Genomic DNA, 24,044 nt, shown 5'->3' on the forward strand with positions numbered 1-24,044 from the left:
CGGTTCCATGTCAGTTCCGTTACAGGGTGTCGCGACGACCTGCGTTGTTCCACGTCGCGCGAGCTTCCAGCACGTCATCGATCAATCCGTACTCCCTCGCTTCGAGCGCCGACATGAAGTTGTCGCGGTCGGTATCGCGCGCGATATCTTCGATGCTGCGTCCGGTGCGCTCGGCCATCATCGCATTGAGACGCGCTCGCACATACAGCACCTCCTTCGCCTGGATTTCGATGTCCGCTGCGGTGCCCTGACCACCGCCGGAAGGCTGGTGAATCATGATGCGGGCATTCGGTAGCGCATACCGTTTGCCGCGTTGGCCCGCGGTGAGCAGAAAAGTGCCCATGCTCGCGGCAAAGCCCGTGCACAAGGTCGAGACCTCCGGCTTGATGAACTGCATGGTGTCGTAAATCGCGAGGCCGTCATACACCGAGCCGCCGGGCGAGTTGATGTAAAAAGAAATATCCTTGTCGGGGTTCTCCGATTCGAGAAACAGCAATTGTGCGACGATCAGACTGGCTGACTGCTCGTTCACGGGCCCGACAAGAAACACGATGCGCTCGCGCAGCAGGCGGGAATAGATGTCATAGGCGCGCTCGCCCCGGCCGGATTGTTCGATCACCGTGGGCACGAGGCCCAGGGCGGAGACAGACGGGTAACTGGAAGGCATGGGTTCCTCGTTCAGGATGGATGGCACGGGCATCCGGAGATGCAACAGGCGGCCTCGGGGCAGAAGCCGCGTGACATGCGCCGGTTCTTGCTCATTTGACGAAGCAGCGGCCCGAGTTGTGACAGAAATTTTTTTTGCGCCGAGCTGTCACATCACCCGTTGCCCATGCGTCAAGCTCAGGAATACCGAACATGACGCGCGCCTGACCCATGCCACTGGTGTACAGCCGCTTTTTCACGACGCAACATCGGGAGGTCTACGCATGACGGAACAGGGAATCGACAAGGCATCCAGTTTCGAGGCCGCGCGCGCCCGTCTGCTGGCGCTCGCATATCGGATGCTTGGCAGTCGTGCGGAGGCCGAAGACGTGGTGCAGGACGTCTGGCTCAAATGGCATCTGGCCGATACGCAGGCGGTGCAAACGCCGGTCGCATGGCTCACCACGCTCACCACCCGCACGGCGATCGACCGTCTGCGGCACGCGCAGCGCGAGCGCGCGTCGCAGGCTTGCGGCTGGTTGCCGGAGCCGTGGCTCGACGAGGTCGCACCATCGGCGGAGGAGTTGGCATTGCGCGCGGCCGATATGTCATATGGCGTGATGTTGCTGCTCGAACATCTGAAGCCAGACGAACGCGCGGCGTTCGTCCTGCATGAAGCGTTCGAGTGCGGTTATGCCGAAATCGCGTCGATACTCGAGCGCACACCGGCCTCTTGCCGGCAAATGGTTCATCGCGCCAAGGAGCGTCTGAAACGGGCGGGCGCGCCGTTGGAGCGGCCCGATCCAGCGGTGCATGGGCGAATCGTCGAGCGATTGCGCGCGGCGCTCGAAGCGCAAGACCGGGCGGGCTTGCTGCAGCTTTTCAACGACGCGCCGCAACTGATCAGCGACGTACCTCTGTACGCTACGCCCACTCCATTTCCTACGGCCAACCTGGCCCTTCGGGCACAAGGGCCAACACCTGGAGCCGAAGCGCAGCGCGCCCGCGAACCGGGCTCAGGTCCGAAGTGGATCGCTGTGGTTACATCGCTCGCGCAACAGGCGAGCTATACCGAGGTGGTGTCGATGGCGGGTGCCGTGTGTATCGCGCTGTTCTGCGACGGCGATATCGTCGGGCTAATCGACGTGGTGACGGACGGCGCAACGGACCTTTCGGCGAGAATCGTCTCGCTGCGCATCGTGGCCAGCGCCGCGCATTTGCGGGCGGCCAACCGAATGCTGGGCCGTGAGGCGGTCAAGGAACTGCTTGCCCGCATCAAGGGCCATCCGGAGGTGTCAGCTGCGGTGAGCCGCGACTTCCCAGTTGATGTCGACGCATAGCACCTGCGTACCATGCGAGTTATGCGCGGCAATCGAGGCCGTGACGCACAGATGCGCTTCGTTGATCGACAGATACGGCGGTGTTAGATGAACCCGCCCCGGTTGACGCATCGCCTGAATGAAGTACGGGCGGCGCTCCCAACTGGCGCCTTCGGAATGCAGCAGCGGGCTGAAGCGCTTTGCGCGTTGCGATGTGCGGCCCGGCGGCAGCACGTTGTCGCCGATCTGCCGGCCCGATCCGTCCAGGACAAAGCAGCGCGCCGTTTCTCCCAGCGCGAGCAGAGGTGCGGTCGCCTGCGTGATCGATTCCCCGGCAATCAACTGAGCTGCGGCAGCCTCGAGCGCAGTGACATACGGCGCGAGCCGCGCGGATTGCGCTTTCTCTCGAGCGGCAACGCGTTCGCGCAGCGAAGCGGAGAGCGAATCCATCAGGCCAGCGGCAACCTGCGGCTTGACCGGTTCGACGCTCGGGCCCGCGAAAAATGCGCCCTGGACGAAGTCCACATTGCATTCGAGCGCGATCAGCGCGTCGCGCTCGGTGCTCAGACCGCCCATCAGCACCAGTTGCCCGGACTCGTGCAACAGGGAGACGAGGCCCGGCAACACGCGTTCGATGTGCGAGTGTTCACTCGCTTGCGCGAGGATGCAGCGGTCGAGCGTCACGATGTCCGGCCGCAGATTCCACACGCGGTCGATGTTCGAATGCTTGGCGCCAAAGCCGTCGAGCGCGATCAGAAAACCGGACTTGCGCAGCGAATCGACGATTTCGGCGAAGCGCGTGGTTTCGCCGCCGGCCTGTTCGGAAACTTCGAGCACCACGCGTTGCGGCGGCAGGCCGAGCGTCTTCAGGCTGGCAAGCAGCGCGTCGCCGTAGCTGGTGTCCATCAGCGCGGCCGGATGCAGGCTGAGGAAGAGCCATTCGTCGTGGCTGTCGAACGCGTTGAAGTTGCCGAGGTGCAGCGATTCGGCCAGCCGTCCGAGTTCGAGCAGGTCGCCGCGTCGCGCGGCCTGCGTAAAGACTTCGTGCGAGGGCACTTGCTGCTCATGCTCGTCGTGCACGCGCAGCGACGCGTGATACCCGATCGCGCGCCGGTGCGATACCGAGAAGACCGGTTGAAACACGCTGAAAACGGTGTAGCCGCCATACAGAACGGTACGGCGGGAGCCTTCGTCGCCGGCCATCGGGCGTGGTGGCTGGAAGCCGGGATGTTCGAGTTCGATCATGCTCATCATGTCGGTCGTGTGGAAATGGCGGCGCTTGCAGGGCTCGGCAGGAGTTCGCACGCGCAGACTAAGAGTTTACAGGATAGTCGAGCAAGAACTATGCGCGTGTACCAACAATGCTCGAGCGCCCACCAGTAATGCTCCGAGGAAAACCCGCTGCGCCCGCTCCGCTACGAAGGCGACGACACGCACTTCGCTGGTGCGGCACGCGCCCTGTTGCGGGTCGGTGACGCTGTTCAAGGATGCTGCGTACGGGCCGCGCGGAGCGATGCCAGGAAATCCGTTTGTGAGCGCGCGAGGATGCGTCGTCCTGGCGCGCGCGGCTTTCAGGTTCGCTCTGAAGGATCGGTCTTCGTCGCTGGCGTGCGGATCTCCGGCGACAACTGCGCAAAGATCCATGACGAACATGCGGTAATGATGCCGACACACAGGAATGTCGCATGAAACGCGGGCAGCGAATTCGCGGCGGTCACACGCTGCATGATGCCGGTAAAGGTCGTCAGCAACGCACCGGCCACGGTCACGCCGAGACTCATCGAAAGCATCTGCACGAGCGAAAACAGGCTATTGCCGCTGCTCGCGCCGCCGGTGCCCAGGTCCTTCAGCGTCAACGTGTTCATCGCGGTGAACTGCATCGAGTTCACGCCGCCAAAGATCGCCAGTTGCACGAGCCGCAGCCACAGCGGCTGATTCGTGCTCGTGAGCGCGAAACTCGCCATCATCAGACCCACCAGAATCGTGTTCGCCATCAGCACGCGCCGGTAGCTGTACTTCTGAATCAGCGTCGTCACGAGACGCTTCGTTGCCATGCCCGCGGCCGCCACGGGCAGCATCATCAGCCCGGCTTCGAATGCGCTATAGCCGAGGCTCACCTGCAACAGCAGAGGAATCAGGTAGGGCATCGAGCCGCTGCCGATCCGCGCGAACAGATTGCCGAGCAGCCCGACGCTAAACGTGTGAATCTTGAACAGATCGAGCGGAAAGATCGGCTCGGGCTCGCGCACCGCGTGCAGACCATATGCAACGAAGCACGCCATGCTCAGAATCAGCAGCACCAGCACCGTCGCATGTTGAATGCCGAACTCGGTGCGGCCATCGAGCGCGAACGAAAGTGCCACCATGCCCACCACCAGCAGCAGGTAGCCGCCGAGGTCGAATTTGCCTGTGTGTTCGTTGCGGCTATCCGGCATGAAAATAAACGTGGCAATGCAGCCCACGATGCCTACCGGCACGTTGATCAGAAAGATCCAGTGCCACGACGCGATTTTGACGAGCCAGCCGCCGAGCGTCGGTCCGATCAACGGTCCGATCAGGCCCGGGATCGCCACGAAGGCCAACGCCGTCAGATAGCGCTCCGCCGGAAAGGTACGCAGCACCGCGAGCCGCCCAACCGGCAGCAGCATCGCGCCGCCCACGCCTTGCAGAACGCGGAAGAGCACCAGTTGGTTCAGCGTGCGCGCGTTCGCGCACAGCAGCGAGCCCACTGCGAACACGAGGATCGCACTGAAGAACACGCGCCGCGTGCCGAGTCTGTCGGCGAGCCAGCCGGACACCGGGATCATCACCGCCATTGTCAGCGAGTAGGCGATCACCACCGATTGCATGCGCAGCGGCAGCTCGCCGAGGCTTGTCGCCATCGCGGGGAGTGCGGTGTTGACGATCGTCGAATCGAGCGTCTGCATGAAGAAGCCGGTGGCGACCAGCCACAGCATCACCGTCAGTGCGCGGGGCGAAGGGCCAGAGGGGAGGTCGGGAGCGAGGGCGGGCGGAGTCGGCGTCGTAGACATATGAAGCGGCTGGGCGCGCTCGGTCGGGCTGGGACTCGCTATTCTAGGGAAAAGCGAGTCCTGGCGCAGCAAGCGGCGCGGTCTTGCGCAAGTGTCGGCGCTGCGGCTCGGCCGCGCTCTGCGCCGTGTTCACACATCAGCCGGCAACTGCGCCGCCGCCTGAAAAAACGCCTGCGCCCGTGGCTCGTTGCCAAACGCCACATGAATCCTGATCCACGGGCTCGCCTCGCGATTCGGCCTGAAATGTTGTCCAGGCAGCACCGTCACACCGAGCGGCACACCGCATTCAACGAGCCGCTCGGCGTCCGCGACATGGGGCACGCGCGCCCACACGAACTTGCCGCCCGCTGGTTCTTCGAAAATCTCCCAGCCGGAATCTTCGAGTGTCTGGACGGTCGAGCCGAGCGCGCCGCGCATCTGGCGGCGCAGTCGCTCCAGATATTTGCGATATGCGCCGCGCTCCAGCATCCACACCGCCACCGCTTCGGCAAACCGCGAGCCGCCGATGCTCGTCAGCATCTTGATATCGACCAGATCCTTGATGATCGCGTGACTCGCAACCACGCAGCCGATCCGTAGCGACGACGACAGCGTCTTCGACAGTCCGCCGATGTAGATCACCTGTTCGAGTTGGTCGAGGGTCGCGAGGCGATCGGTGAGCTCGGTCTGAAAATCCGCGTAGATATCGTCCTCGATAATCTGGAAGCGATGCTCACGCGCCAGTTGCAGCAAACGGAACGCGACCTGCGGTGCGACCGTGGTGCCGGTCGGATTGTGGAACACGGTGTTGATGAGCAGCAATCTGGGCCGGTGCAGCTTCAGTTGCGCCTGCATCGCATCGAGGTCGGGACCGCTGCCGGTGCGCGGAATGCCGATCAGCTTCATGCCGTGCAGTCGCAACAGGCCGTACAGGTTGTAGTAACCGGGGTCCTCGACAAAGATCGTGTCGCCAGGCTTCAGCATGTAGCGCACGAGCAGATCGAACGCCTGGCTCGCGCCATTGGTGATCAGAATCTGCGACGCGTCCGCCTGGATGCCCAATTGGCCAATACGGCCGCGCAACTGTTCGCGCAAGACGGGATTGCCGAGCGGCGTCGCGTATTCGACCATGCTCGCCGGATCGGTTCGCGACACGTGGCGAATCGCCTGCGCAATGCCATCGATGTCCCGCCAGCTTTCGGGAATGAAGCCGGTGCTGAGCTTCAGCGTCTCGCCCGGAAAGTTGAATTGCTCAAGCAAATGGTCCGACTCGACATCGGCGCGGCGCGGGTCCGACGTGCCCTGACAACGCATGTCCGTCGGCTGGCGATCGGCGACGTAAAAGCCGGAGCCGTGGCGCGAGTCGACATAGCCGAGCGACACCAGCCGGTCGTATGCCTCGATCACCGGGAAGCGGCTCACGCCGAAGTCGGCGGCGAACTGGCGGATCGACGGCAGCTTCGAGCCAGGATGCGCATTGCGCGAACGGATCCACGCCGAAACGCCCGTGACGATCTGCTCGGTAAGCGGTACGCCGTTGTCCCGATCGAGCTGGATTTCGAGTTTCATACGCTTGCCTTCTATCGCCGGCCCGCGAGCGCGCAAGCTTTTAACCTGCGTCGGGCGAGCCATGCCAACTGTTCGGTTTTTTGACTGAACAGTTCCGATGAAAGTGTTCGGAACTGTGCATGGGTTTCCGATCATCGCACGCCAATAATCGGTACAACAGAAAGTTCTTCGAGGAGAACGGCGATGCGAGAAGTGCGAGTTTTCGAACTGGAACATGGCGAGCCCGTCACGGCCTGGCGCGTTGCGCGCCCGTCGATTTTCAAGATGATCAGCGGCAAGGTCTGGCTGACCGTCGAGGGCGAGCATGAAGATCACTGGCTGGCGGCAGGGCAGTCGATCGAGTTGGCGCGTGGATCGGTGGCATGGATCAGCGCGGGGCGGGAGGGGGCGCGTTTCGCGCTGGCGAGCGGCTCGCAACGCAAGCTGCCGACGCTGCTACTCGGCTGGCCGGTCCCGGCTTGGCTGGCGCGTCGGCCGGGCGTGGTCTGATGCGTGGCGAACGGCGAGCCGCCGCTTTGCGGGCCCGACCTAGCCCCCAAAGCAGCCCCTAAGCATCCCCTCCCGCCTGATACTCCCCGATATACCGCGCTCGCGGCCGGATCAACCGGCCATCGCGCGTCTGCTCCATCGCGTGCGCGATCCAGCCGACCACCCGCCCGAGCGCAAAGAGCGTGAACGCGGCGCCGGTCGGCAAGCCGAGCACGCGCTCGATCGCCGCAAGCGCGAAATCCACGGTCGGCTCGGCGCCGGTCGTGTCGCGCACCGCACGTGAAAGCTGCAGCACCTCGTTGAGCGGCGAGCGGGCCGGCGCGCAGTCGGCGAGCATCATCAGCAACAACCGCGCGCGCGGATCGCCGTCCGGATAGAGCGGATGACCGAAGCCCGACAGCACCGGACCTTGCGCGCCGTGCTCGTGCCGCGCGAGGCGGTTCGCCAGATAGCGGTCCAGATCGGGCGAGCGCGACGCTTCATCGAGCAGGGCCGCAATGCGCACGGTTTCGCCGCCGTGACGCGGCCCGGAGAGCGCCGCGAGGCCGCCCGCGACCGCGCCGAACAAGTGCGTGCCCGTCGACGTGATGCAGCGGACCGTGAACGTGGACGCGTTCAGCTCGTGATCCGCGCACGCGACCAGCGCCGCGCGCAGCAGCCCGCTTTGCGGCCGGCTGCGCACCCGCCAGGCCGTCGCGATCTGCCGATGCAGCGGTTCGTTCGACGGCGCCGCTAGCAGCATCGCGGCGGCCAGCAGCCGCATCACGGCGCACGCGGTGTCCAGTTGGGCGTCGCGGCCGAGCGCCCACACGCGCGGCATCTGCGCGGCGGCGGCCGGCAGCAGCACGAGCGCGCGATCGAGTGGCGTGCTGTCACTCCACAGCTTGAGCCACGCGGCCCATTGCGCGGGGGCGAGCGGCACGGCGGGCGCATCGGCGATGCGCCGCGCGCTGCATTGCCACAGCAGCGCCGCGACGTCTTCGAGTGACGCACTGCGTGCAAGCTCGATCGCATCGTGCCCGCGATACAGCAGCCGACCGTCCGCGACCAGCGTGATCGACGATTCGAGCACCGGCACGCCCCAGTCGAGCACCTTCTGCGCGACCTTGCCCGCTCGCTTGCCGTCCGCCTTGCGACGCGCAAGGCGGCGCACCTCGGCGGCATCGTAGAGGCGATGCCTGCCTTGCGCATCCGGCGACGAGCCGAGCATGCCGCGGCTCACGTACGCGTACAGCGTCGGCAAGCTGACGCCGAGCGTCGCGGCTGCTTCGGCGGCGGTCAGATAAATCGGGGCTGACATGAAAGCGAGTGAAAACCGAAGAAATCAATATATGTTGATTATCATAATCAAGATTGATTGCAGCAAGGCGCAAATTTAGACTCGGTGCACCTGCTTCCTGTGCGCGCGGTCAACGCGCCCGATGCCATGACACCCGAACTCGCCCTCAAGCACATCTGGACCCTCGCCGGCTGCGATCCGGTCGCGCTGCACGCCGTGTCGCTTGCCGGCGCGGACCCCGGCTTGCCTTCGGTCTATCGCGTCGGCAGCCTCGCGTCGTCGACCATCGCGGCGACGGGCCTCGCGGCCGCCGAATACTGGCACCTGCGCAGCGGACACAGGCAACGGGTGTCGGTGCAGATGCATCGCGCACTGGCGGCGTTTCGCAGCGAACGCTATCTGCGGATCGACGATGGGCCGCCGCCCGCGCTGCGCGATCCGGTCACTGGCTTCTACGAAACGGGCGACGGCCGCTGGATCCAACTGCACACGAATTTTGCGCATCACTTGAAGGGCGTGCTCGACGTGCTCGGCTGCGACAACGGCCCGGAGTCGGTGGCGGCCGCGATTCGCGGCTGGGAGGGCGCGACGCTCGATCAAACGCTCGCCGACGCGGGCCTATGCGCCGCCTTGATTCGCACGCCCGACGAATGGGCCGCGCTCGAGCAGGCCAAAGCGATCGGGCGCTTGCCGCTGTTCGAGATCGAGCGCATCGGCGACGCGCCGGCCGAGCCGCCGCGCCACGCCGACGCCGACGCCGACGCCGAACCAGGCGTCGATCGTCCGCTCGCGTGCGTGCGGGTGCTGGATCTGTCGCGGATCATCGCCGGACCGGTGGCCGGCCGCGCGCTCGCGCATCATGGCGCGGACGTGATGACGATCAACGGGCCGCATCTGCCGAACATCGCGCCGCTCGTGATCGACAACGGCCGCGGCAAGCGTTCGGCGCTCGTCGATCTGCGCGACGCCGCTGGCTGCGACACGTTGCGCGGACTCGCGCGCGATGCCGACGTGTTCCTGCAGGCCTATCGTCCGGGCGCGCTCGCGGCGCGCGGCTTCGGGCCGGCCGAGCTGGCGCGCCTGCGGCCTGGCATCGTCTATGTGTCGGTTTGCGCGTACGGGTACACGGGGCCGTGGGCGCAGCGACGCGGCTTCGATAGTCTGGTGCAGTCGGCGAGCGGCATCGCGTGGACGGAGCGCGCGGCGGCGGGTTCGGCCGAGCCGCGGCATCTGCCATGTCAGGCGCTCGATCACGCGACCGGCTATCTGGCCGCGTTCGGCGCGATGGTCGCGCTCGCGCGGCGGGCACGCGAGGGTGGCAGCTGGCATGTGAAGGTGTCGCTTGCGCAGACCGGGCGCTGGCTGCAGTCGTTCGGGCTGCTGGCCGATGGACAGCAGGCGCCCGAGATGTCGCTCGACGATGTGCGCGATTGCGTCGCGAGCGTGCAATCGGAGTTTGGGTGCGTGCTGGGCGTTCAGCCCGCCGAAGAACTGGAACAGACGCCGGCGTTTTATGCGCTGCCGCCGGCGCGCATCGGCGCGCACGAAGCCCGGTGGACGTAACAGGGTAGCGTGCGCCGCGTTGGAGTTTGAAGCGCGGCGCGCCCGGCTGCGGGACCATTCACCGAGCCGCAGCCTACTTCCTCAACTCCGCCACGAAGTCGTAGTAATCGTTGCGGCAGTACGTGTCCGTCAACTCGATCGCGCGCTGATCCGCCGTATAGCCCACGCGCGTGATCAACAGCAACGCCTCGTTCGGCGCGATGCTCATCTGCTGCGCGATCTCGTCGCTCGCGTTCACCGCGCGAAAGTGCTGCAACGCGCGCACGATCGTCAATCCGCGATTCTCCAGATACGTGTACAGCGAGTCGCCGATTGCCTGCGGATCGGGAATCACCGCGGCCGGGAACGTCGAATTCTCGACCGCCATCACGATGCCGTCGGCGAGTCTCAGCCGCCGCAGCCGTGTGACCGCGGCGGCCGGCGACAGCCCCAACTGGATCACCTCGTCGCGATTGGCCGGCGAGATTTCCCGCGACAGCCACTTCGAACTCGGTGTGAAGCCGCGCCGCCGCAGCATTTCGCTGAAGCTCGACAGGCGCGACAACGGATCTTCATAGCGCGGCGTGATGAAGCTGCCCGCGCCCTGGGTGCGGCGAATCAAACCCTGCTCGACGAGCAGCGCGATCGCCTTACGCGAAGTGATGCGCGATACGCCGAGCGCCTCCGACAGCACCCGCTCGGAGGGGAGCGCCTCGCCGGCGTTCCAGCGGTTTTCGTGGATCGCGCTGCCGAGCTTGCGGGCAAGTTGCAGATAGAGCGGCGTGTCGTTTTCCGGGTCCGGGCGCAGGTCGCGCCAGCGGTCTTCCGAGGCAGAGGTCATGGGGCTCACGCAAGATGGGCAAGCGGCAATTTTAAAACATCGGCGCGTCCCGTTATAGCGGGCTTTTGCCTGGCGCGCCGTCGTTAGGCCGCGTAGCCGCTAAACTCATCTCCAGGTTTTTCGTAGCATGCGTTGCGCGGTGAGGCCGCGCGCAATTGCATCGCATCCGGATCGAGCCACTTTCGAAGGAGTCAGCATGACGAGCGAAATCGTAAGCGTGAGCTTGCCGGGCGGCGAGCGCATTCCGGCACTGGGGCAGGGCACGTGGGAGATGGGCGAGCAGCGGGCACGACGCGCGGCGGAAATCGATGCGCTGCGCTGCGGCATCGAACTCGGCGTGACGCTGATCGACACCGCCGAAATGTACGGCGACGGCGCGACCGAGTCGCTGCTCGGCGAAGCGCTCGCCGGTTTGCGCGACAAGGTGTTTCTGGTCAGCAAGGTGTATCCGCACAACGCCAGCCGGCGCGGCGTGATCGCCGCGTGTGAGCAGAGCCTGAAGCGTCTGAAGACGGACCGGCTGGATTTGTATCTGCTGCACTGGCGTGGCTCTGTGCCGCTCGCGGACACCGTCGATGGCTTCGAGGCGCTGCGGCACGCGGGCAAGATCCGTCACTGGGGCGTGAGCAACTTCGATACCGACGACATGGAAGAACTCGTCGCGACGCCAGGCGGCGACGCATGCGCGACCAACCAGATTCTGTACAACGTGGCGCGGCGCGGGCCGGAGTTCGATCTGCTGCCATGGCTCGCCGCGCGCGTCATGCCGGCGATGGCATACAGCCCGGTCGATCATGCGCGGCTGCCAAAACGCTCGCCGCTTGACGACATCGCCGACGCGCGCGGCGTCTCCGTGTTTCAGGTGGCGCTCGCGTGGGTGCTGGGCAAGCCCAATGTGTGCGCGATTCCGAAGGCGGCGCGGGTCGAGCATGTGCGCGACAACTATCGCGCGTCGCAACTGGTGCTGGAAGCCGGCGAACTCGCCGCGCTCGACGCGTACTTCAAGCCGCCGCGCGGCAAGCGTGCGCTGGAGATGTTGTAAGCGCCGGCGCGGCCGCCGTCCGTTGCGGAGCGGCGGCGCGCGAGGCTCTCAGCGAGGTGGGCGCGGATGACGCCGCGCGCGCTGACGCGGCGCTCAGGTGCAGGGGTGGTGCTGATGCACGGAGCCGAGCACGGCGACTTCGGCGGGGGTGTGCTGAAGTGCGTCGTCCGGTACCTGAGCGGCATCGGCGAGGAAGTCGTCGACGATCGACGACACCGGCACGTCGGACAGACATAGCGACACGCGCTGGGTTTCGTTGGCGGGGAAGGTGGCGCGTTGGGCGAGGAACAGCACGCCGTATTGATAACCGTGGATGATGCCGCGGATCGCGCTGACGCACTGCCCTTGCGCGACGTTGTCGTGGCGCTGTTTGCAGCTCTGTACGAGCGAGTAGGCGGAGAAGCTCGGATCGACCGGTGGCGCCGCTTGCGACAGGGTTTGCGCCATTGGCTGCGCGGGAGTTTGCGCATTGGCGAGCGATGCGAGGCCCAGGGCGGTAGCCATCAGCACGGCGGCTGCCGTGCGGGTCGCGGAGGGGGGGACACTTCTATGCATGTTGTGGGCCCTCATATCGAACGATGAATTTGATATGAGGCGGTCGTCTCGGATTGGTTCCATGACACTCACGCGCAGGGAAGGTTGTGTTCCCGCCGCTCGCCGTGCGGTTCGCGCGACGATGCGAGGCGCGGCTCGCGCACTCTCCGGGCCATTCCGTCAGCGCGCGCCGCAGGCGGGCGGGCCGCTCCGACCGGCCTGCGGCGGTGACGCCCGACCGGGGGATCGGGACGCCACCGCCGTTGCCAGCGGATAGCGGACAGTATGCCGGGACATGTCGCCGGCGGGTAGGGCGCGGGGGCCCCCCTACCCGGGGCAACGGGCGACGCCTAGTGCCCGTTCCCGCCGCCGTTGCCACTGCCGCCGCTGCCGCCACCCTTGCCTCCGTGACCGCCGCCGAAGCCTCCGCCAAAGCCTCCGCCGAACCCGCCACCGAAGCCACCACCAAAGCCACCGCCAAAGCCACCACCATGCGCGCCGCCGAAACCACCACCGGGGCCGCCACCGCCAAAGCCACCGCCCGGACCACCGCTGGAGCCTCCGCAACCGCAGCCGCCGCTCCCGCCGCCGCCGCTGCTTCCGCCCCCAGCACCGCCACCGCCGCTGCTGCCGCCTCCACCGCCTCCACCGCCGCTACTGCCGCCCCCACCGTTTCCACCACCACTACTGCTACCAGCACCGTTACTTCCACCACCGCTATTTCCCTTACCGCCCGTGCCCGCACCGCCACTCCCACTTCCGCTCCCTGAACCCGCCGCCCCGGCGCCGCTGTTACCGCTTGCGCCAGCCCCGCTATTGCTCGAACCCGCCGCGCCGCCAGTACCACTACCGCTGCCATTGCCACTGCCGCCGCCAAGCCGGCCGCAGCCCGGACCGCCGAGCCCGCCGCAGCCTACCGGCGCGAACACCGACGCGGCATCGTCTGCGGCGGTGGCGGTGCCGGCCTCGGCGCCGTTCGCCGCATCGTCGTTCTGCGCGAGCAGCAGCGGCGCTGAATCGCCGGATGGCGCTCGCGACGCGTCGGCCAGCACCGTCGAGCGCGGGATCACGTCCGCCGACGCCCCGTAAGCGGCGTCGGCCGCCAGCACCGCGGCCCCGATGAGGACCACTGCGCGGCGCATCATTGCACAGTAATGCTGATCTAACTTCCTGGTTTTCATCGCGCGTCTCCAGCTGCCAAAGCGGCGGCCGACCTATGCACGCGGGTCTTGTCGAACCCCGAGTCCGTCGTGTCGAAGTTGGCCGCGCGTCGCTGCCGTGCTGATCGCTTGATATCGCGTCATCGCGTGGTGACGCTCGTCGTGCGGATGTGCGCGGCGTTGCGCGCCCGGTTTGGCTTCGAATCTCTGGCCGCAAATTTAGCGATATCCATGCCACGCGTCGCAGAGCCTTGAAGCGACGCGGGCGACTTAGGTATGTACGATGCGCACGCCGGAAAAACGCCTGAAAACGTTGCGACGATGAAACGCGCGGACACAAAAGCGTGTTCCGACGCGGGATTCGTAAAGGGGACGCTGTACTGGGTGGCGCCGCGTCACGCGACGTCGATGAGAGCCGAGTCGACGCTAGCTGGCGTTTTCCGACGCGTCGTCGGAATCGGCGCCGTTCGTCGGGTTGCCCGCGTCGTCGTCGCGCTGCTCGCATTGCAGCTCGCGCAGCGTGGCGACCGGAATATGGCAGCGAATCCGATGCGCGGAAGGCGAGTCGGCGGCGCCGCCGGCGTCGAGGAACGGCGGGTCCTGCTGCTCGCAGATCGCGCCGAGCTTGCGCGGACAGCGCGTGTGAAACACGCAGCCCGACGGCATCGCGCCGGCCCCGGGCAACTCGCCCGTCAGATGGATGCGCGCACGTCGATGTTCCTCGCCGGACGCGCGTTCGCCCGGCAGCGTCGGCACGGCGGACAACAGCGCCTCCGTATAGGGATGCTGCGGTCCATCGAACACGGCCGCCGCCGGGCCGATTTCGAGGAGCCGGCCGAGATAGAGCACCGCGATGCGATCCGACACATAGCGCACCACGTGCAGATCGTGCGAGATGAACACGTAGCTGACGCCGCGCTCGCGCTGCAGATCGGCGAGCAGGTTCAGGATCGCGGCCTGCACCGACACGTCGAGCGACGAAGTCGGCTCATCGCACACGACGACGCGTGGTTCACCGGCAAACGCGCGCGCAATCGCGACGCGCTGCTTGAGCCCACCCGATAGCTGGCGCGAACGTGCGTCGAGATAGCGCTCGGGCAGCCGCACGGCGTCCGTCAGCGTGCCGAGCCTTTCGTCGATCTGGGGTCCGCGCAGCGCGGTGAAGCGCGCGAGCGCACGACCGATCAGCCGCTTGACCGAATGCGCGCGATTGAGCGCCGAGTCCGGATTCTGGAACACGATCTGCAGCGACTTCAGCTGCTCGTCGCTGCGTCGCGTGACGCGCGCGGCGAGCGGTGCGCCGTCGAGTTCGAGTACGCCGCCGGCATCGGGTGCGAGCAGGCCGAGCATCAGCCGCGCGAGCGTCGTCTTGCCGCTGCCCGACTCGCCGACGAGGCCGAGCGTCTCGCCGCTCGCGAGTTCGAGCGACACGTCGTCGACCGCGCGCAGCGGCGCACCGGATACGTGGAATGTTTTCGACAGGTTGCGAGCGCGCAAGACCGGCGCAGAGGACGCGCGCGCCGCCGCGTTGGATGATGCGGCCGCCACCGGCTCCTCGCTCGATGCCGCCCGCGGCAACTCGATCGCGCGCTCGTGATAGTGGCAGCGCGCCATCTGATCCCCATGCGGAGCGCCGAGCCGATAGGGCGGCGGCGCGTCGCGGCGGCAGCGTTCGTCGGCGAGACGGCAGCGTTGCGCATAGATGCAGCCCTGCGTGACCGAGCCCGGCAGCGGCAGGCCGCCCGCGATCGTATCGAGCCGTTCGCGGTCCTTGCTGCGTCCGGCGCTCGGCAGGCAGCGAAGCAATCCGACCGTGTATGGATGACGCGGCCGCGCGAACACGTCCTGGGTCGCGCCTTCCTCGACCAGCTTGCCCGCGTACAGCACGCCGATGCGTTCGCACATGCGGCCGATCACGGCGAGGTTGTGGCTGATGAACAGCACCGCGGTGCCGAGCTCCTCGCGCAACTGCGCGACGAGGTCGAGCACTTCCGCTTCGACGGTCGCGTCGAGGCCGGTGGTCGGTTCGTCAAGAATCAGCAGCGCGGGGTTCGACGCGAGCGCCATCGCGATCACGACGCGCTGCTGCATGCCCCCCGACAGTTGATGAGGATAGCTGTCCATCACGCGCTCGGGCGCCGCGATACGCACGCGCTGCAACATCTCGAGCGTGCGATGCAACGCTTCGTCGCGTGCGACGCCGGCCGCCTCGAATGCTTCGGATATCTGGCGGGCAATCGTCAGCGACGGGTTCAGCGCGCGCCCAGGGTCCTGATAGACCATCGAGACGGTCGTCGCCCGCATGCTGCGCAGCGCATCGGCGCCGAGCTTCTGCACGTCCGCGCCGGCGATCACGATCTTGCCGGCCTTCACCTTGCCGTTGCGTGGCAGGTAGCGCAGCGTCGCCATCGCGACGGTCGACTTGCCGCAGCCCGATTCGCCGACGAGCCCATACGCCTCGCCGCGCCGCACGCGAAACGACACGTCCTGCAGCACTTCGCGATCGCGTCCGCGAATCCGGTAGGTGACCGTCAGGCCGACCACGGTCAGCGCATCGGTGCGATCGCTCTTCGACACGTCGAACGCGGCGAACGAGGAGGGCGGCGCGCCGTTCATCGGTCGAGCACTCCCTGCACGCTGTCGGCGATCAGATTGACGCCGACCACCAGCGACGCGATCGCGCCCGCCGCGAACACGACGGTCCACCACGCGCCGCCCGCCATCAGCGTGTACGACTCGGACAGCGCGAGCCCCCAGTCGGCCGACGGCGGCTGGATGCCGAAGCCAAGAAACGACAGCGTCGCGACCGCGAAGATCGCATAGCCGAGCCGCACCGTTGCTTCGACGACGATCGGCGGCAGCACGTTGGGCAGGATCTCCACGAACATGATGTACGGGGCGCGCTCGCCGCGCAGCTGCGCGGCGGCCACGTAGTCGAGATGGCGCTCGGCGAATACGGCGGCGCGCACGGTGCGCGCGGTGATCGGCGTGAAGGTGAGGCCGATCACGAGAATCACCGTGAGATTCGATGCGCCGACCGCGGCGAGCGCGAGCAGCGCGATGATCACGAGCGGCAGCGCGAGCACCGCGTCGATCACGCGGCCGATCACGTCGTCGACCCATCCGTCGAAGTAGCCGACCAGCAGGCCGAGCGCGGTGCCCGCCGCGGTTCCGAGCAGCGTCGCGAGCGGCGCGATGGTCAGGATGTCGCGCGCGCCGACGATCACGCGTGAGAATACGTCGCGGCCGAGCTGATCGGTGCCGAACCAGTGCGTGCGATCGGGCGGCGTGAGCGAATTGAGCGGATCGGACGCGTACGGATCGAGATGCACGAACCAGGGCCCGGCGATCGCGCAGACGATCCACCACGCTACGATCAGCGCGCCCACGATGAAGGTCGGCGAACTCAGAAGCAGCAGGAGGCGCGGGAAGCGTGGCTCGGCGGGCGCGCGCGGCGCGGAGCCCGGTGCGCCCGGCGTGGGCGGCGCTGGTGGCGTCGAAGGAGCCGGTGGCGCGCTCGGATTCATTCCGCGGTCCTCACCCGCAGCCGCGGATTGAGCAGCACGTGCAGCGCATCGGCGACCAGATTCGCGAGCGTATAGACGACGCCGATCGTCAGCACGCCCGCTTCGAGCATCGGAAAGTCCTTCGCCTTGGCGGCGTTGTAGATCAGCGAGCCGATCCCCTGGTAGTGGAACAGCGTTTCGACCACCACGAGTCCGCCGATCATGTAGCCGAGCTGGGTGGCGGCGACGGTGATCGTCGGCAGCAGCGCGTTGCGCAGCACGTGCCGCCAGATCACGACGTGGCGCGGCAGGCCCTTAAGGATCGCGGTGCGCGTGTAGTCGGCGTCGAGCGCTTCGACGGTGCCCGCGCGCGCCATCCGCGCGATATAGCCGAAGAATACGAAGACGAGCGGCAGCACCGGCAGCACCAGATGCCGCAGCTGTTCGAGCACGCTTGCATCGGGCGGAAACGAGGCCTCGATCGGCAGCCAGCGCAGCCACACGCCGAACACGAGGATCAGCACAATCGACGACACGAACTCCGGCACCACGGTCGCCGACAAACCGGCAATGCTGATCGTGCGATCGAGCCAGCGTCCCGCATGCATCGCAGACCACACGCCGCCCGCAATGCCGAGTGGCACGACGACGATGAACGCGAAGAGGCCGAGCTTCGCCGAATGCGCTAGCGCATCGGCGATGAACGGCCCGACCGGTTCGCGATACGCGTACGACAGCCCCATGTTGCCGCGCACGAAATGCGTGATCCAGTCGATGTATTGCGTGAGCAGCGGCCGGTCGGCGCCGAGCTGATGATTGAGCGCGGCGACCGCGCGCGCATCGGCGAGCGGCCCGAGCACCGCGCGGCCGATATCGCCGGGCAGCAACTGGCCGCCCGCGAACACGGTCAGCGACAGCAGCCACAGCGTGATCAGCGACAGACCCACGCGCGTCGCCAGAAAACGCGCGACGCGGCCTGCGTTGCCGTTCGTCGCACGCGGTAAACGCGATGCGTTCGAGGCGGGAGAGGGCGCCGGAGCCGACATCGTGAGTTCTCCTGCGAAAGGTGCGTTGAGCAGCGCGGTACTTACGCGCTCAGCGTCGCGCGATCGAAATACAGCTGCGCGAGCGCGGTGAAGCGCACGCCGTTCACGCCCTTGCGCATCGCGATCAGCTGATCGTAGAAGAACGGGATGATCAGCGGCGTTTCGTCGAGCAGCAGCGTCTGGATCTGTCCGGAGAGTTTCTTCTGCGTGGCGAGGTCGATCGCCGCGACGAACTGCGCGACCAGTTGATCGTATTGCGGATTCTTGAAGTGCGCAGCATTCCACGTGCCGTTGCTCGTGAGCGTCGCGTTGAGGAACACGTTCGGCACGCCGCGATGACCGTAGTCGGTGATGCCGAGCGGCGAGTCGAGCCAGTCGGATTTGCCCGGCGTGCCCGCGCCGTAGTACAGCGACTGGCTCTCGACCTTCAGGTTGATGCGCACGCCGATCGCCTTCGCGGCGTTCTGCACGACGACCGCGAGGTCGGGGATCTCCATGTATTTTTCGGTGGTCAGCGTGACATCGAAACCGTTCGGCACGCCGGCTTGCCCGAGCAGCTGCTTCGCCTTCGCGACATCGTTTTTGCGTTGCGGCACGCCCGCGTCCGACGACGGAAACACCGGCGCGAACGGGCTGTCGTTGCCGAGTTGCGCGCGACCCTTGAAGAGACCACGCACGAGCACGTCGCGATCGAGCGACAACGCGAGCGCCTGGCGCACGCGTTTGTCCTTGAAGAGCGGGCTGTCGTTGCGCATATGGATCTGCCGATGCGCGCTCGACTTCACGCCCACTGCCTTGTAGTCCGGATTGTTCAGAATGGCCGCGCCGCCCTGCACGGTGAAGGTGCCCATCACGTCGGCCTGGTGGCCTTGCAGCGCGAGCAGTTGCGCCTGTTCGTCCGCATAGAACGAAAACTGTACCCGTTGCGGTAACGCTTTGTCGCCCCAGTAGTCGGGATTGCGCACGAACGACGCGCCGACCTTCGGTTGATACTTTTCGAGTTTGAACGGGCCGGTGCCGATGAAGCTCTTTTCGTAGTTGCCCGCGAAGTTCGCGGGCAGGATCACCGCGTTGTAATTATCCGAGGAAACGTAGTAGGGGAAATTGCCGATCGGTGCGTCGAGATGAAACTCGACCGTGTGTTCGTCGACGACCTTCGCACCGCCTTTCGACAGCACGCCTTTCAATACCGACAACGCGGCCGAGCCGCTCGCGGGATCGGCGAGACGGTCGAAGGTGGCGACCACGTCTTTCGCGCCGAAGCTCTGGCCGTCGTGGAATTTCACGTTGGGGCGCAGCCTGAACGTCCACACGTCGCCCTTGTCGTTCGGCTTCCACGACAGCGCGAGCGCGGGTTTGAGCATCAGCTTCTCGCCGTCGTCATCGATCAGGAATTCGCCGGTCTGGTTCAGCAGCGCGAGGCTCGCGGCGTCGGTGACCGTCAGTGGATCGACGGCGCCCGCCGGCGTCAGATGCGCGACGCGGATCGTCTGGTTCGATGGGGCCGGCGCACCTTGCGCCCTCGCTCGCGGCGCGCCGAGCAAGCCGCCGCCCGCGACCGAAAGACCGATCACGCTCGCGTAGCGCAGCAGTTCGCGGCGCGTGATGCGGCCGGCGAGGAATTCGTCGAGGGCGTGGTTGCCGTAGGCGTCGGCGGTGAGGCGGGCTGTGTTTAGTGCGTCAGATGCGAGAAGGCGGTCCGCTGGCGTTTTCATCGATGGCGTGTCCAGTCCGTTCTGTTGCCGGTTCCGAAGCGTCGCGCGAGCGGCGCGACAGCGCGAGAAAAGCCGTCTCAGTGTAAGCGATTGCTCGCGGCTCTGGCGCGCCGGCGGCGCACCGCGCCAGCCGATCGGGCGATAAACGGCGCGCGGTGTGTCGTCGTCGCAACGCTTGCGCGATGCATGCTTGCGAGCGGTGCGCGCCGTAGCGGACAGAATGACGGCATCGCGCCGGAATCCTTACCGATCGCCTCGCATGGGTCGAGTGAGTTATACCGGAACGAGTCATTTGGGCGCCGCGCTTGTTGCCGCGCCTGTCGCCGCGGTTGGCCGTCTCCAGCGATGAAACAGGACCGAGCCGATCCAGCACGCCATGAAGGCCGCGACGATCGCATAGCCGAGCGCGCCAAAGTGATCGTTGATGCGGGCGATCGCATCCAACATGCCGCCGCTCCAGCCGAAGCGGTCCGACAGTAGTCCCAACGCCTCGATGCCGCCGATCACGATCGCGACCACCGCCGACACGAACGTGATGCTCGCGTTGTAGTACAGCTTGCGCTTCGGGTCATCCATCGCCCAGCCGTATGCGTGCACCATCAGCACGTTATCGGTCGAATCGACGAGCGTCATGCCGGCCGTGAAGAGCCCGGGGAACACGAGGATCGAGTAGAGCGGCAGACCGGTGCTCGCCTGCGACGCGGCGATCGCGAGCAGGCCGATCTCGGTCGCGGTATCGAAGCCGAGCCCGAACAGCACGCCGACCGGGTACATGTGCCAGCTTTTGGTCACCAGCCGGAACAGCGGCCGTAACGCACGCGACAGCAGCCCGGCTGGGGCGAGCGAATCGGTTGACGCGGTCGCCACGGCGCCATCGTGTTGCGCGTGCCGGTAGCGACGCCACACATCGCGCAGGATCACGAGATTGACCGCCGCGAGCACCAGCAGGAACGTCGCCGAAACCAGCGTGCCGAGCGTGCCGCCGAGTTCCTTGAGGCACTCGAAGCGCCCGTGCAGCGAATGCGTGGTCCACGCGATGCCGATCGTCGCCGCGATCACGATGGTCGAGTGTCCGAGCGAAAACGCGAGCCCGATGCCGAGCGGCCGCTTGCCCGTTTGCATCAGCTTGCGCGTGACCGCGTCGATCGCCGCGATGTGGTCGGCGTCGACCGCATGACGCAGACCGAAGCCATACGCGAGCAGCGCGGTGCCGAGCAGCAGCGGGAAGTGGCGAAACGCGATCAGCGCCCACAGCCAGGTGCCGAGGTTGGCGGCGATCAGCGCCGCGTAGAGCGTGACGAGGCGACGGCGCAGCGAAGCGGTAGGCGTCATGTGGCGCGGGCGGATCAGTCAGCAGGTGAATGAGCAGGCAAATGAGCGACTCAGTGATCGTGCGGATGCTTGTGGATCGGATCGACCCAGTAGACCGTTTCCGGCTGCTCGACAGCATCGATGTTCAGATTGACGACGACCGCTTCGTTGTCGCTGCGTACGAGCACGCATTCGAGCGGCTCGTCGGTGCTCGCGTTGATCTCCTGATGCGGCACGTAGGGCGGCACGAAGATGAAGTCGCCAGGACCGGCCTCGGCGGTGAACTCCAGATGCTCGCCCCAGCGCATGCGCGCCTGGCCGCGCACCACGTAGATCACGCTTTCGAGCGCGCCGTGATGATGCGCGCCGGTCTTCGCGTTCGGATGGATCGTCACGGTGCCGGCCCAGATCTTTTGCGCGCCGACGCGCGCCGCGTTGATCGCAGCCGCGCGGTTCATGCCCGGCGTTTGCGCGGTGTTGGTATCGAGCTGATCGCCGCGGATGACCTTCACGCCGTGCTCGCGCCAGTCGATCTGCCCGCCGGTTTCGGCGGTCTCGTGCTCGGCCCGGTAATGCGGATGTTCGTGATCCTGGCTCATCGTGTCCCCTCCTTGGCTTGCGTGCCGCGTACCTGTTCGACATTCTGGCACGTTCAAAAAACGGCTGCGTGGCGTGATGATGGCAAGGGCGCCACGAAAAAAAGCCCGCTCACAAGGAGCGGGCTTCGACTCAAGACACTCGGCGGTGCCGCGTCAGCGTCATTGCTTCTTCGCGTTGATCACGGCCTCGGCGACGTTGCTCGGCGTTTCGGCGTAATGCTTGAACTCCATCGTATAAGTCGCGCGGCCCTGAGTGGCCGAGCGCAGCGACGTCGAGTAGCCGAACATCTCGGCGAGCGGCACCTCCGCACGCACCAGCTTGCCGCCGCCGCCCGCGATGTCTTCCATGCCTTGCACCATGCCGCGCCGGCTCGACAGGTCGCCCATCACGTTGCCCATGAAGTCCTCGGGCGTTTCCACCTCGACGGCCATCATCGGTTCGAGCAGTATGGGCTTCGCCTTGCGCATCGCTTCCTTGAAGGCCATCGAGCCAGCCATGCGGAACGCGTTTTCGTTCGAGTCGACGTCGTGGTACGAACCGAAGGTCAGCGTGACCTTCACGTCGACGACCGGATAGCCCGCCAGCACGCCGGCTTTCAGCGTCTCCTGGATGCCCTTGTCGACCGCCGGGATGAATTCGCGTGGGATCACGCCGCCCTTGATCGCGTCGACGAACTCGTAGCCTTTGCCCTGTTCGGAAGGTTCGAGCGCGATCACCGCGTGGCCGTACTGGCCGCGGCCGCCCGACTGCTTGACGAACTTGCCTTCGACGTCCTCTACCTTGTTGCGCACCGTTTCGCGATAGGCGACCTGCGGCTTGCCGACAGTTGCTTCGACGCCGAACTCGCGCTTCATCCGGTCGACCAGAATTTCCAGGTGCAGCTCGCCCATGCCGGAGATGATCGTCTGTCCGGATTCCTCATCGGTCTGCACGCGGAACGATGGATCTTCCTGCGCGAGACGATTCAGCGCGATGCCCATCTTCTCCTGATCGGCCTTGGTCTTCGGCTCGACGGCCTGCGAGATCACCGGGTCCGGGAAGATCATCCTTTCGAGGATGATCACATGATTAGGATCGCACAGCGTGTCGCCGGTAGTCGCTTCCTTCAGGCCGACGGCCGCGGCGATGTCGCCCGCGTAGACCTCCTTGATTTCCTTGCGCTCGTTCGCATGCATCTGCAGGATGCGGCCGAGGCGCTCCTTCTTTTCCTTGGCCGCGTTGTAGACCGTGTCGCCCGAATTGACGACGCCCGAGTACACGCGGAAGAAGATCAACTGGCCGACGAACGGGTCGGTCATGATCTTGAAGGCGAGCGCCGAGAACGGATCGTCGTCGTTCGGATGACGCTCGATCTCCTTGTCGTGCTCGTCGTGACCGGTGATCGCGGGCACGTCGACCGGCGACGGCAGATAGTCGATCACCGCGTCGAGCATCGCCTGCACGCCCTTGTTCTTGAACGCGCTGCCGCACAGCATCGGCACGATCTCGTTGGCGATCGTGCGCGCGCGAATGCCCTGCTTGATTTCTTCTTCGCTGAGGTGATGCTCGCCGCCCAGGTACTTTTCGAGCAGCGTCTCGTTCGCCTCGGCCGCGGCCTCGACCATCTTGTCGTGCCATTCCTTCGCCGTTGCGGCGAGTTCAGCCGGAATGTCGCGATACTCGAACTTGATGCCCTGGCTCGCGTCGTCCCAGTAGATCGCCTTCATCTTGACGAGGTCGACCACGCCCTGGAAGTGCTCTTCCGCGCCGATTGGAATCTGGATCGGCACGGCGACGCCCTTCAGGCGTTCGCCGATCTGCCGCTGCACGCGGAAGAAGTCCGCGCCGACGCGGTCCATCTTGTTGACGAACGCGATGCGCGGCACCTTGTACTTGTTTGCCTGGCGCCACACGGTTTCCGATTGCGGCTGCACGCCGCCGACCGAGTCGTACACCATGCACGCGCCGTCGAGCACGCGCATCGAGCGCTCGACTTCGATCGTGAAGTCGACGTGCCCGGGGGTGTCGATGATGTTGATCCGATGCTCGGGGTAGTTGCCGGCCATGCCTTTCCAGAACGCGGTCGTGGCCGCCGACGTGATCGTGATGCCGCGCTCCTGCTCCTGTTCCATCCAGTCCATCGTCGCCGCACCGTCGTGAACCTCGCCGATCTTGTGGGTCACGCCGGTGTAGAACAGGATCCGTTCGGTGGTGGTGGTTTTGCCGGCATCGATGTGAGCGCTGATGCCGATATTCCGGTAGCGCTCGATTGGAGTCTTGCGGGGCACGTGAATCTCCTTGTAATGGCGCGCCTGAAACGCATGCCGGGCGACCGCGTAAGCCGCCCGGGGAGTCTGGGTGGTGCTTTATGTGGCGTTACCAAATCGAGATTACAAGGATAGCGCTTCGATGGGTCTTTTGCATGAATCCTGCCAGCCGGCGCGAAGGCTGGCCGC

At 66.0% G+C, this 24,044-nt stretch carries 19 protein-coding genes; 4 read left to right on the forward strand and 15 right to left on the reverse strand.

The window, feature by feature from the left end; genetic code table 11:
* Positions 1-19: 19 nt before the first annotated feature.
* A complete protein-coding gene (gene clpP / locus G5S42_RS01455) occupies positions 20-667 on the reverse strand; it encodes an ATP-dependent Clp endopeptidase proteolytic subunit ClpP (RefSeq protein ID WP_176105216.1) in 648 nt (215 codons plus the stop codon).
* A gap of 262 nt (positions 668-929) precedes the next feature.
* Between clpP and G5S42_RS01465 the strand changes: the two genes are divergently transcribed.
* Complete coding sequence (locus G5S42_RS01465) at positions 930-1,985, forward strand: sigma-70 family RNA polymerase sigma factor (protein WP_176105218.1); 1,056 nt, start codon at positions 930-932, stop codon at positions 1,983-1,985.
* Here the strand turns inward: G5S42_RS01465 and G5S42_RS01470 are convergent.
* The 3 genes from G5S42_RS01470 to G5S42_RS01480 form a co-directional block, all read right to left on the reverse strand.
* Positions 1,941-3,215: an EAL domain-containing protein gene (locus tag G5S42_RS01470; protein WP_176105219.1), complete on the reverse strand. Its 1,275-nt coding sequence runs from the start codon at positions 3,213-3,215 to the stop codon at positions 1,941-1,943. The genes G5S42_RS01465 and G5S42_RS01470 overlap by 45 nt on opposite strands.
* Positions 3,216-3,535: 320 nt before the next feature.
* The gene (gene mdtD, locus G5S42_RS01475; protein WP_376776856.1) at positions 3,536-4,996 is read right to left on the reverse strand and encodes a multidrug transporter subunit MdtD; all 1,461 of its coding nucleotides are present in this window, start codon (positions 4,994-4,996) and stop codon (positions 3,536-3,538) included.
* A 129-nt stretch (positions 4,997-5,125) separates the two neighbouring features.
* On the reverse strand, positions 5,126-6,544 hold the full coding sequence (locus G5S42_RS01480; protein WP_176105220.1) for an aminotransferase-like domain-containing protein: 1,419 nt from the start codon (positions 6,542-6,544) through the stop codon (positions 5,126-5,128).
* Between the two features lie 183 nt (positions 6,545-6,727).
* On the opposite strand from G5S42_RS01480, the gene G5S42_RS01485 reads away from it, so the two are divergent.
* Positions 6,728-7,033: a DUF2917 domain-containing protein gene (locus G5S42_RS01485; RefSeq protein ID WP_176105221.1), complete on the forward strand. Its 306-nt coding sequence runs from the start codon at positions 6,728-6,730 to the stop codon at positions 7,031-7,033.
* A gap of 58 nt (positions 7,034-7,091) precedes the next feature.
* On the opposite strand, the gene G5S42_RS01490 is transcribed toward G5S42_RS01485, so the two are convergent.
* Positions 7,092-8,333 carry a citrate/2-methylcitrate synthase gene (locus G5S42_RS01490; protein ID WP_176105222.1) on the reverse strand — a complete coding sequence of 414 codons (1,242 nt, stop codon included), beginning with the start codon at positions 8,331-8,333 and terminating at the stop codon, positions 7,092-7,094.
* 126 nt (positions 8,334-8,459) lie between these two features.
* On the opposite strand from G5S42_RS01490, the gene G5S42_RS01495 reads away from it, so the two are divergent.
* Positions 8,460-9,875, forward strand: a complete 1,416-nt coding sequence (locus G5S42_RS01495; RefSeq protein WP_176105223.1) for a CoA transferase — start codon at positions 8,460-8,462, stop codon at positions 9,873-9,875.
* Between the two features lie 73 nt (positions 9,876-9,948).
* Here the strand turns inward: G5S42_RS01495 and G5S42_RS01500 are convergent, their stop codons facing one another.
* Positions 9,949-10,695, reverse strand: coding sequence for a GntR family transcriptional regulator (locus tag G5S42_RS01500; RefSeq protein WP_013090333.1), 747 nt, complete (start codon positions 10,693-10,695; stop codon positions 9,949-9,951).
* Positions 10,696-10,891: 196 nt separating this feature from the next.
* Between G5S42_RS01500 and G5S42_RS01505 the strand changes: the two genes are divergently transcribed.
* Positions 10,892-11,737 carry an aldo/keto reductase gene (locus tag G5S42_RS01505; RefSeq protein ID WP_176105224.1) on the forward strand — a complete coding sequence of 282 codons (846 nt, stop codon included), beginning with the start codon at positions 10,892-10,894 and terminating at the stop codon, positions 11,735-11,737.
* Between the two features lie 93 nt (positions 11,738-11,830).
* On the opposite strand, the gene G5S42_RS01510 is transcribed toward G5S42_RS01505, so the two are convergent.
* The 9 genes from G5S42_RS01510 to fusA all read right to left on the reverse strand — a co-directional run bounded on the left by G5S42_RS01510 (position 11,831) and on the right by fusA (position 23,876).
* On the reverse strand, positions 11,831-12,292 hold the full coding sequence (locus tag G5S42_RS01510) for a Rap1a/Tai family immunity protein (RefSeq protein WP_176105225.1): 462 nt from the start codon (positions 12,290-12,292) through the stop codon (positions 11,831-11,833).
* A 329-nt stretch (positions 12,293-12,621) separates the two neighbouring features.
* Positions 12,622-13,452, reverse strand: coding sequence for a hypothetical protein (locus G5S42_RS01515; protein WP_176105226.1), 831 nt, complete (start codon positions 13,450-13,452; stop codon positions 12,622-12,624).
* A 405-nt stretch (positions 13,453-13,857) separates the two neighbouring features.
* Positions 13,858-16,047, reverse strand: a complete 2,190-nt coding sequence (locus G5S42_RS01520) for an ABC transporter ATP-binding protein (RefSeq protein WP_176105227.1) — start codon at positions 16,045-16,047, stop codon at positions 13,858-13,860.
* Entirely contained in the window at positions 16,044-16,958 is a 915-nt protein-coding gene (locus tag G5S42_RS01525) for an ABC transporter permease (protein WP_176105228.1), read from the reverse strand. Before G5S42_RS01525 ends, G5S42_RS01520 begins: the two co-directional genes overlap by 4 nt.
* Positions 16,955-17,983 (reverse strand): ABC transporter permease, encoded by a 1,029-nt coding sequence (locus tag G5S42_RS01530; RefSeq protein WP_176105229.1) that lies wholly within the window; start codon positions 17,981-17,983, stop codon positions 16,955-16,957. The genes G5S42_RS01525 and G5S42_RS01530 overlap by 4 nt, the downstream gene beginning before the upstream one ends.
* Positions 17,984-18,024: 41 nt before the next feature.
* The gene (locus G5S42_RS01535) at positions 18,025-19,698 is read right to left on the reverse strand and encodes an ABC transporter substrate-binding protein (RefSeq protein ID WP_176105230.1); all 1,674 of its coding nucleotides are present in this window, start codon (positions 19,696-19,698) and stop codon (positions 18,025-18,027) included.
* 288 nt (positions 19,699-19,986) lie between these two features.
* A complete protein-coding gene (locus G5S42_RS01540) occupies positions 19,987-21,030 on the reverse strand; it encodes a HoxN/HupN/NixA family nickel/cobalt transporter (RefSeq protein WP_176105231.1) in 1,044 nt (347 codons plus the stop codon).
* 50 nt (positions 21,031-21,080) lie between these two features.
* Positions 21,081-21,608 (reverse strand): cupin domain-containing protein, encoded by a 528-nt coding sequence (locus G5S42_RS01545; protein ID WP_176105232.1) that lies wholly within the window; start codon positions 21,606-21,608, stop codon positions 21,081-21,083.
* Positions 21,609-21,767: 159 nt separating this feature from the next.
* Positions 21,768-23,876: an elongation factor G gene (gene fusA, locus G5S42_RS01550; protein ID WP_176105233.1), complete on the reverse strand. Its 2,109-nt coding sequence runs from the start codon at positions 23,874-23,876 to the stop codon at positions 21,768-21,770.
* Positions 23,877-24,044 lie beyond the last annotated feature (168 nt).

The organism is Paraburkholderia youngii, from assembly GCF_013366925.1.
In the GTDB taxonomy this organism is placed as follows: domain Bacteria; phylum Pseudomonadota; class Gammaproteobacteria; order Burkholderiales; family Burkholderiaceae; genus Paraburkholderia; species Paraburkholderia youngii.

Excerpts from the sequence above, each read along its gene's own strand:
- G5S42_RS01495 (WP_176105223.1), top strand. The coding sequence starts at position 8,460 with ATGACACCCGAACTCGCCCTCAAGCACATCTGGACCCTCGCCGGCTGC.
- G5S42_RS01490 (WP_176105222.1), bottom strand. The coding sequence starts at position 8,333 with ATGTCAGCCCCGATTTATCTGACCGCCGCCGAAGCAGCCGCGACGCTC.
- clpP (WP_176105216.1), bottom strand. The coding sequence starts at position 667 with ATGCCTTCCAGTTACCCGTCTGTCTCCGCCCTGGGCCTCGTGCCCACG.
- G5S42_RS01510 (WP_176105225.1), bottom strand. The coding sequence starts at position 12,292 with ATGCATAGAAGTGTCCCCCCCTCCGCGACCCGCACGGCAGCCGCCGTG.
- G5S42_RS01480 (WP_176105220.1), bottom strand. The coding sequence starts at position 6,544 with ATGAAACTCGAAATCCAGCTCGATCGGGACAACGGCGTACCGCTTACC.
- G5S42_RS01535 (WP_176105230.1), bottom strand. The coding sequence starts at position 19,698 with ATGAAAACGCCAGCGGACCGCCTTCTCGCATCTGACGCACTAAACACA.
- G5S42_RS01540 (WP_176105231.1), bottom strand. The coding sequence starts at position 21,030 with ATGACGCCTACCGCTTCGCTGCGCCGTCGCCTCGTCACGCTCTACGCG.
- G5S42_RS01470 (WP_176105219.1), bottom strand. The coding sequence starts at position 3,215 with ATGAGCATGATCGAACTCGAACATCCCGGCTTCCAGCCACCACGCCCG.
- G5S42_RS01500 (WP_013090333.1), bottom strand. The coding sequence starts at position 10,695 with ATGACCTCTGCCTCGGAAGACCGCTGGCGCGACCTGCGCCCGGACCCG.
- G5S42_RS01545 (WP_176105232.1), bottom strand. The coding sequence starts at position 21,608 with ATGAGCCAGGATCACGAACATCCGCATTACCGGGCCGAGCACGAGACC.
- G5S42_RS01515 (WP_176105226.1), bottom strand. The coding sequence starts at position 13,452 with ATGAAAACCAGGAAGTTAGATCAGCATTACTGTGCAATGATGCGCCGC.
- G5S42_RS01530 (WP_176105229.1), bottom strand. The coding sequence starts at position 17,983 with ATGTCGGCTCCGGCGCCCTCTCCCGCCTCGAACGCATCGCGTTTACCG.
- G5S42_RS01465 (WP_176105218.1), top strand. The coding sequence starts at position 930 with ATGACGGAACAGGGAATCGACAAGGCATCCAGTTTCGAGGCCGCGCGC.
- G5S42_RS01525 (WP_176105228.1), bottom strand. The coding sequence starts at position 16,958 with ATGAATCCGAGCGCGCCACCGGCTCCTTCGACGCCACCAGCGCCGCCC.
- mdtD (WP_376776856.1), bottom strand. The coding sequence starts at position 4,996 with ATGTCTACGACGCCGACTCCGCCCGCCCTCGCTCCCGACCTCCCCTCT.
- G5S42_RS01505 (WP_176105224.1), top strand. The coding sequence starts at position 10,892 with ATGACGAGCGAAATCGTAAGCGTGAGCTTGCCGGGCGGCGAGCGCATT.
- G5S42_RS01485 (WP_176105221.1), top strand. The coding sequence starts at position 6,728 with ATGCGAGAAGTGCGAGTTTTCGAACTGGAACATGGCGAGCCCGTCACG.
- G5S42_RS01520 (WP_176105227.1), bottom strand. The coding sequence starts at position 16,047 with ATGAACGGCGCGCCGCCCTCCTCGTTCGCCGCGTTCGACGTGTCGAAG.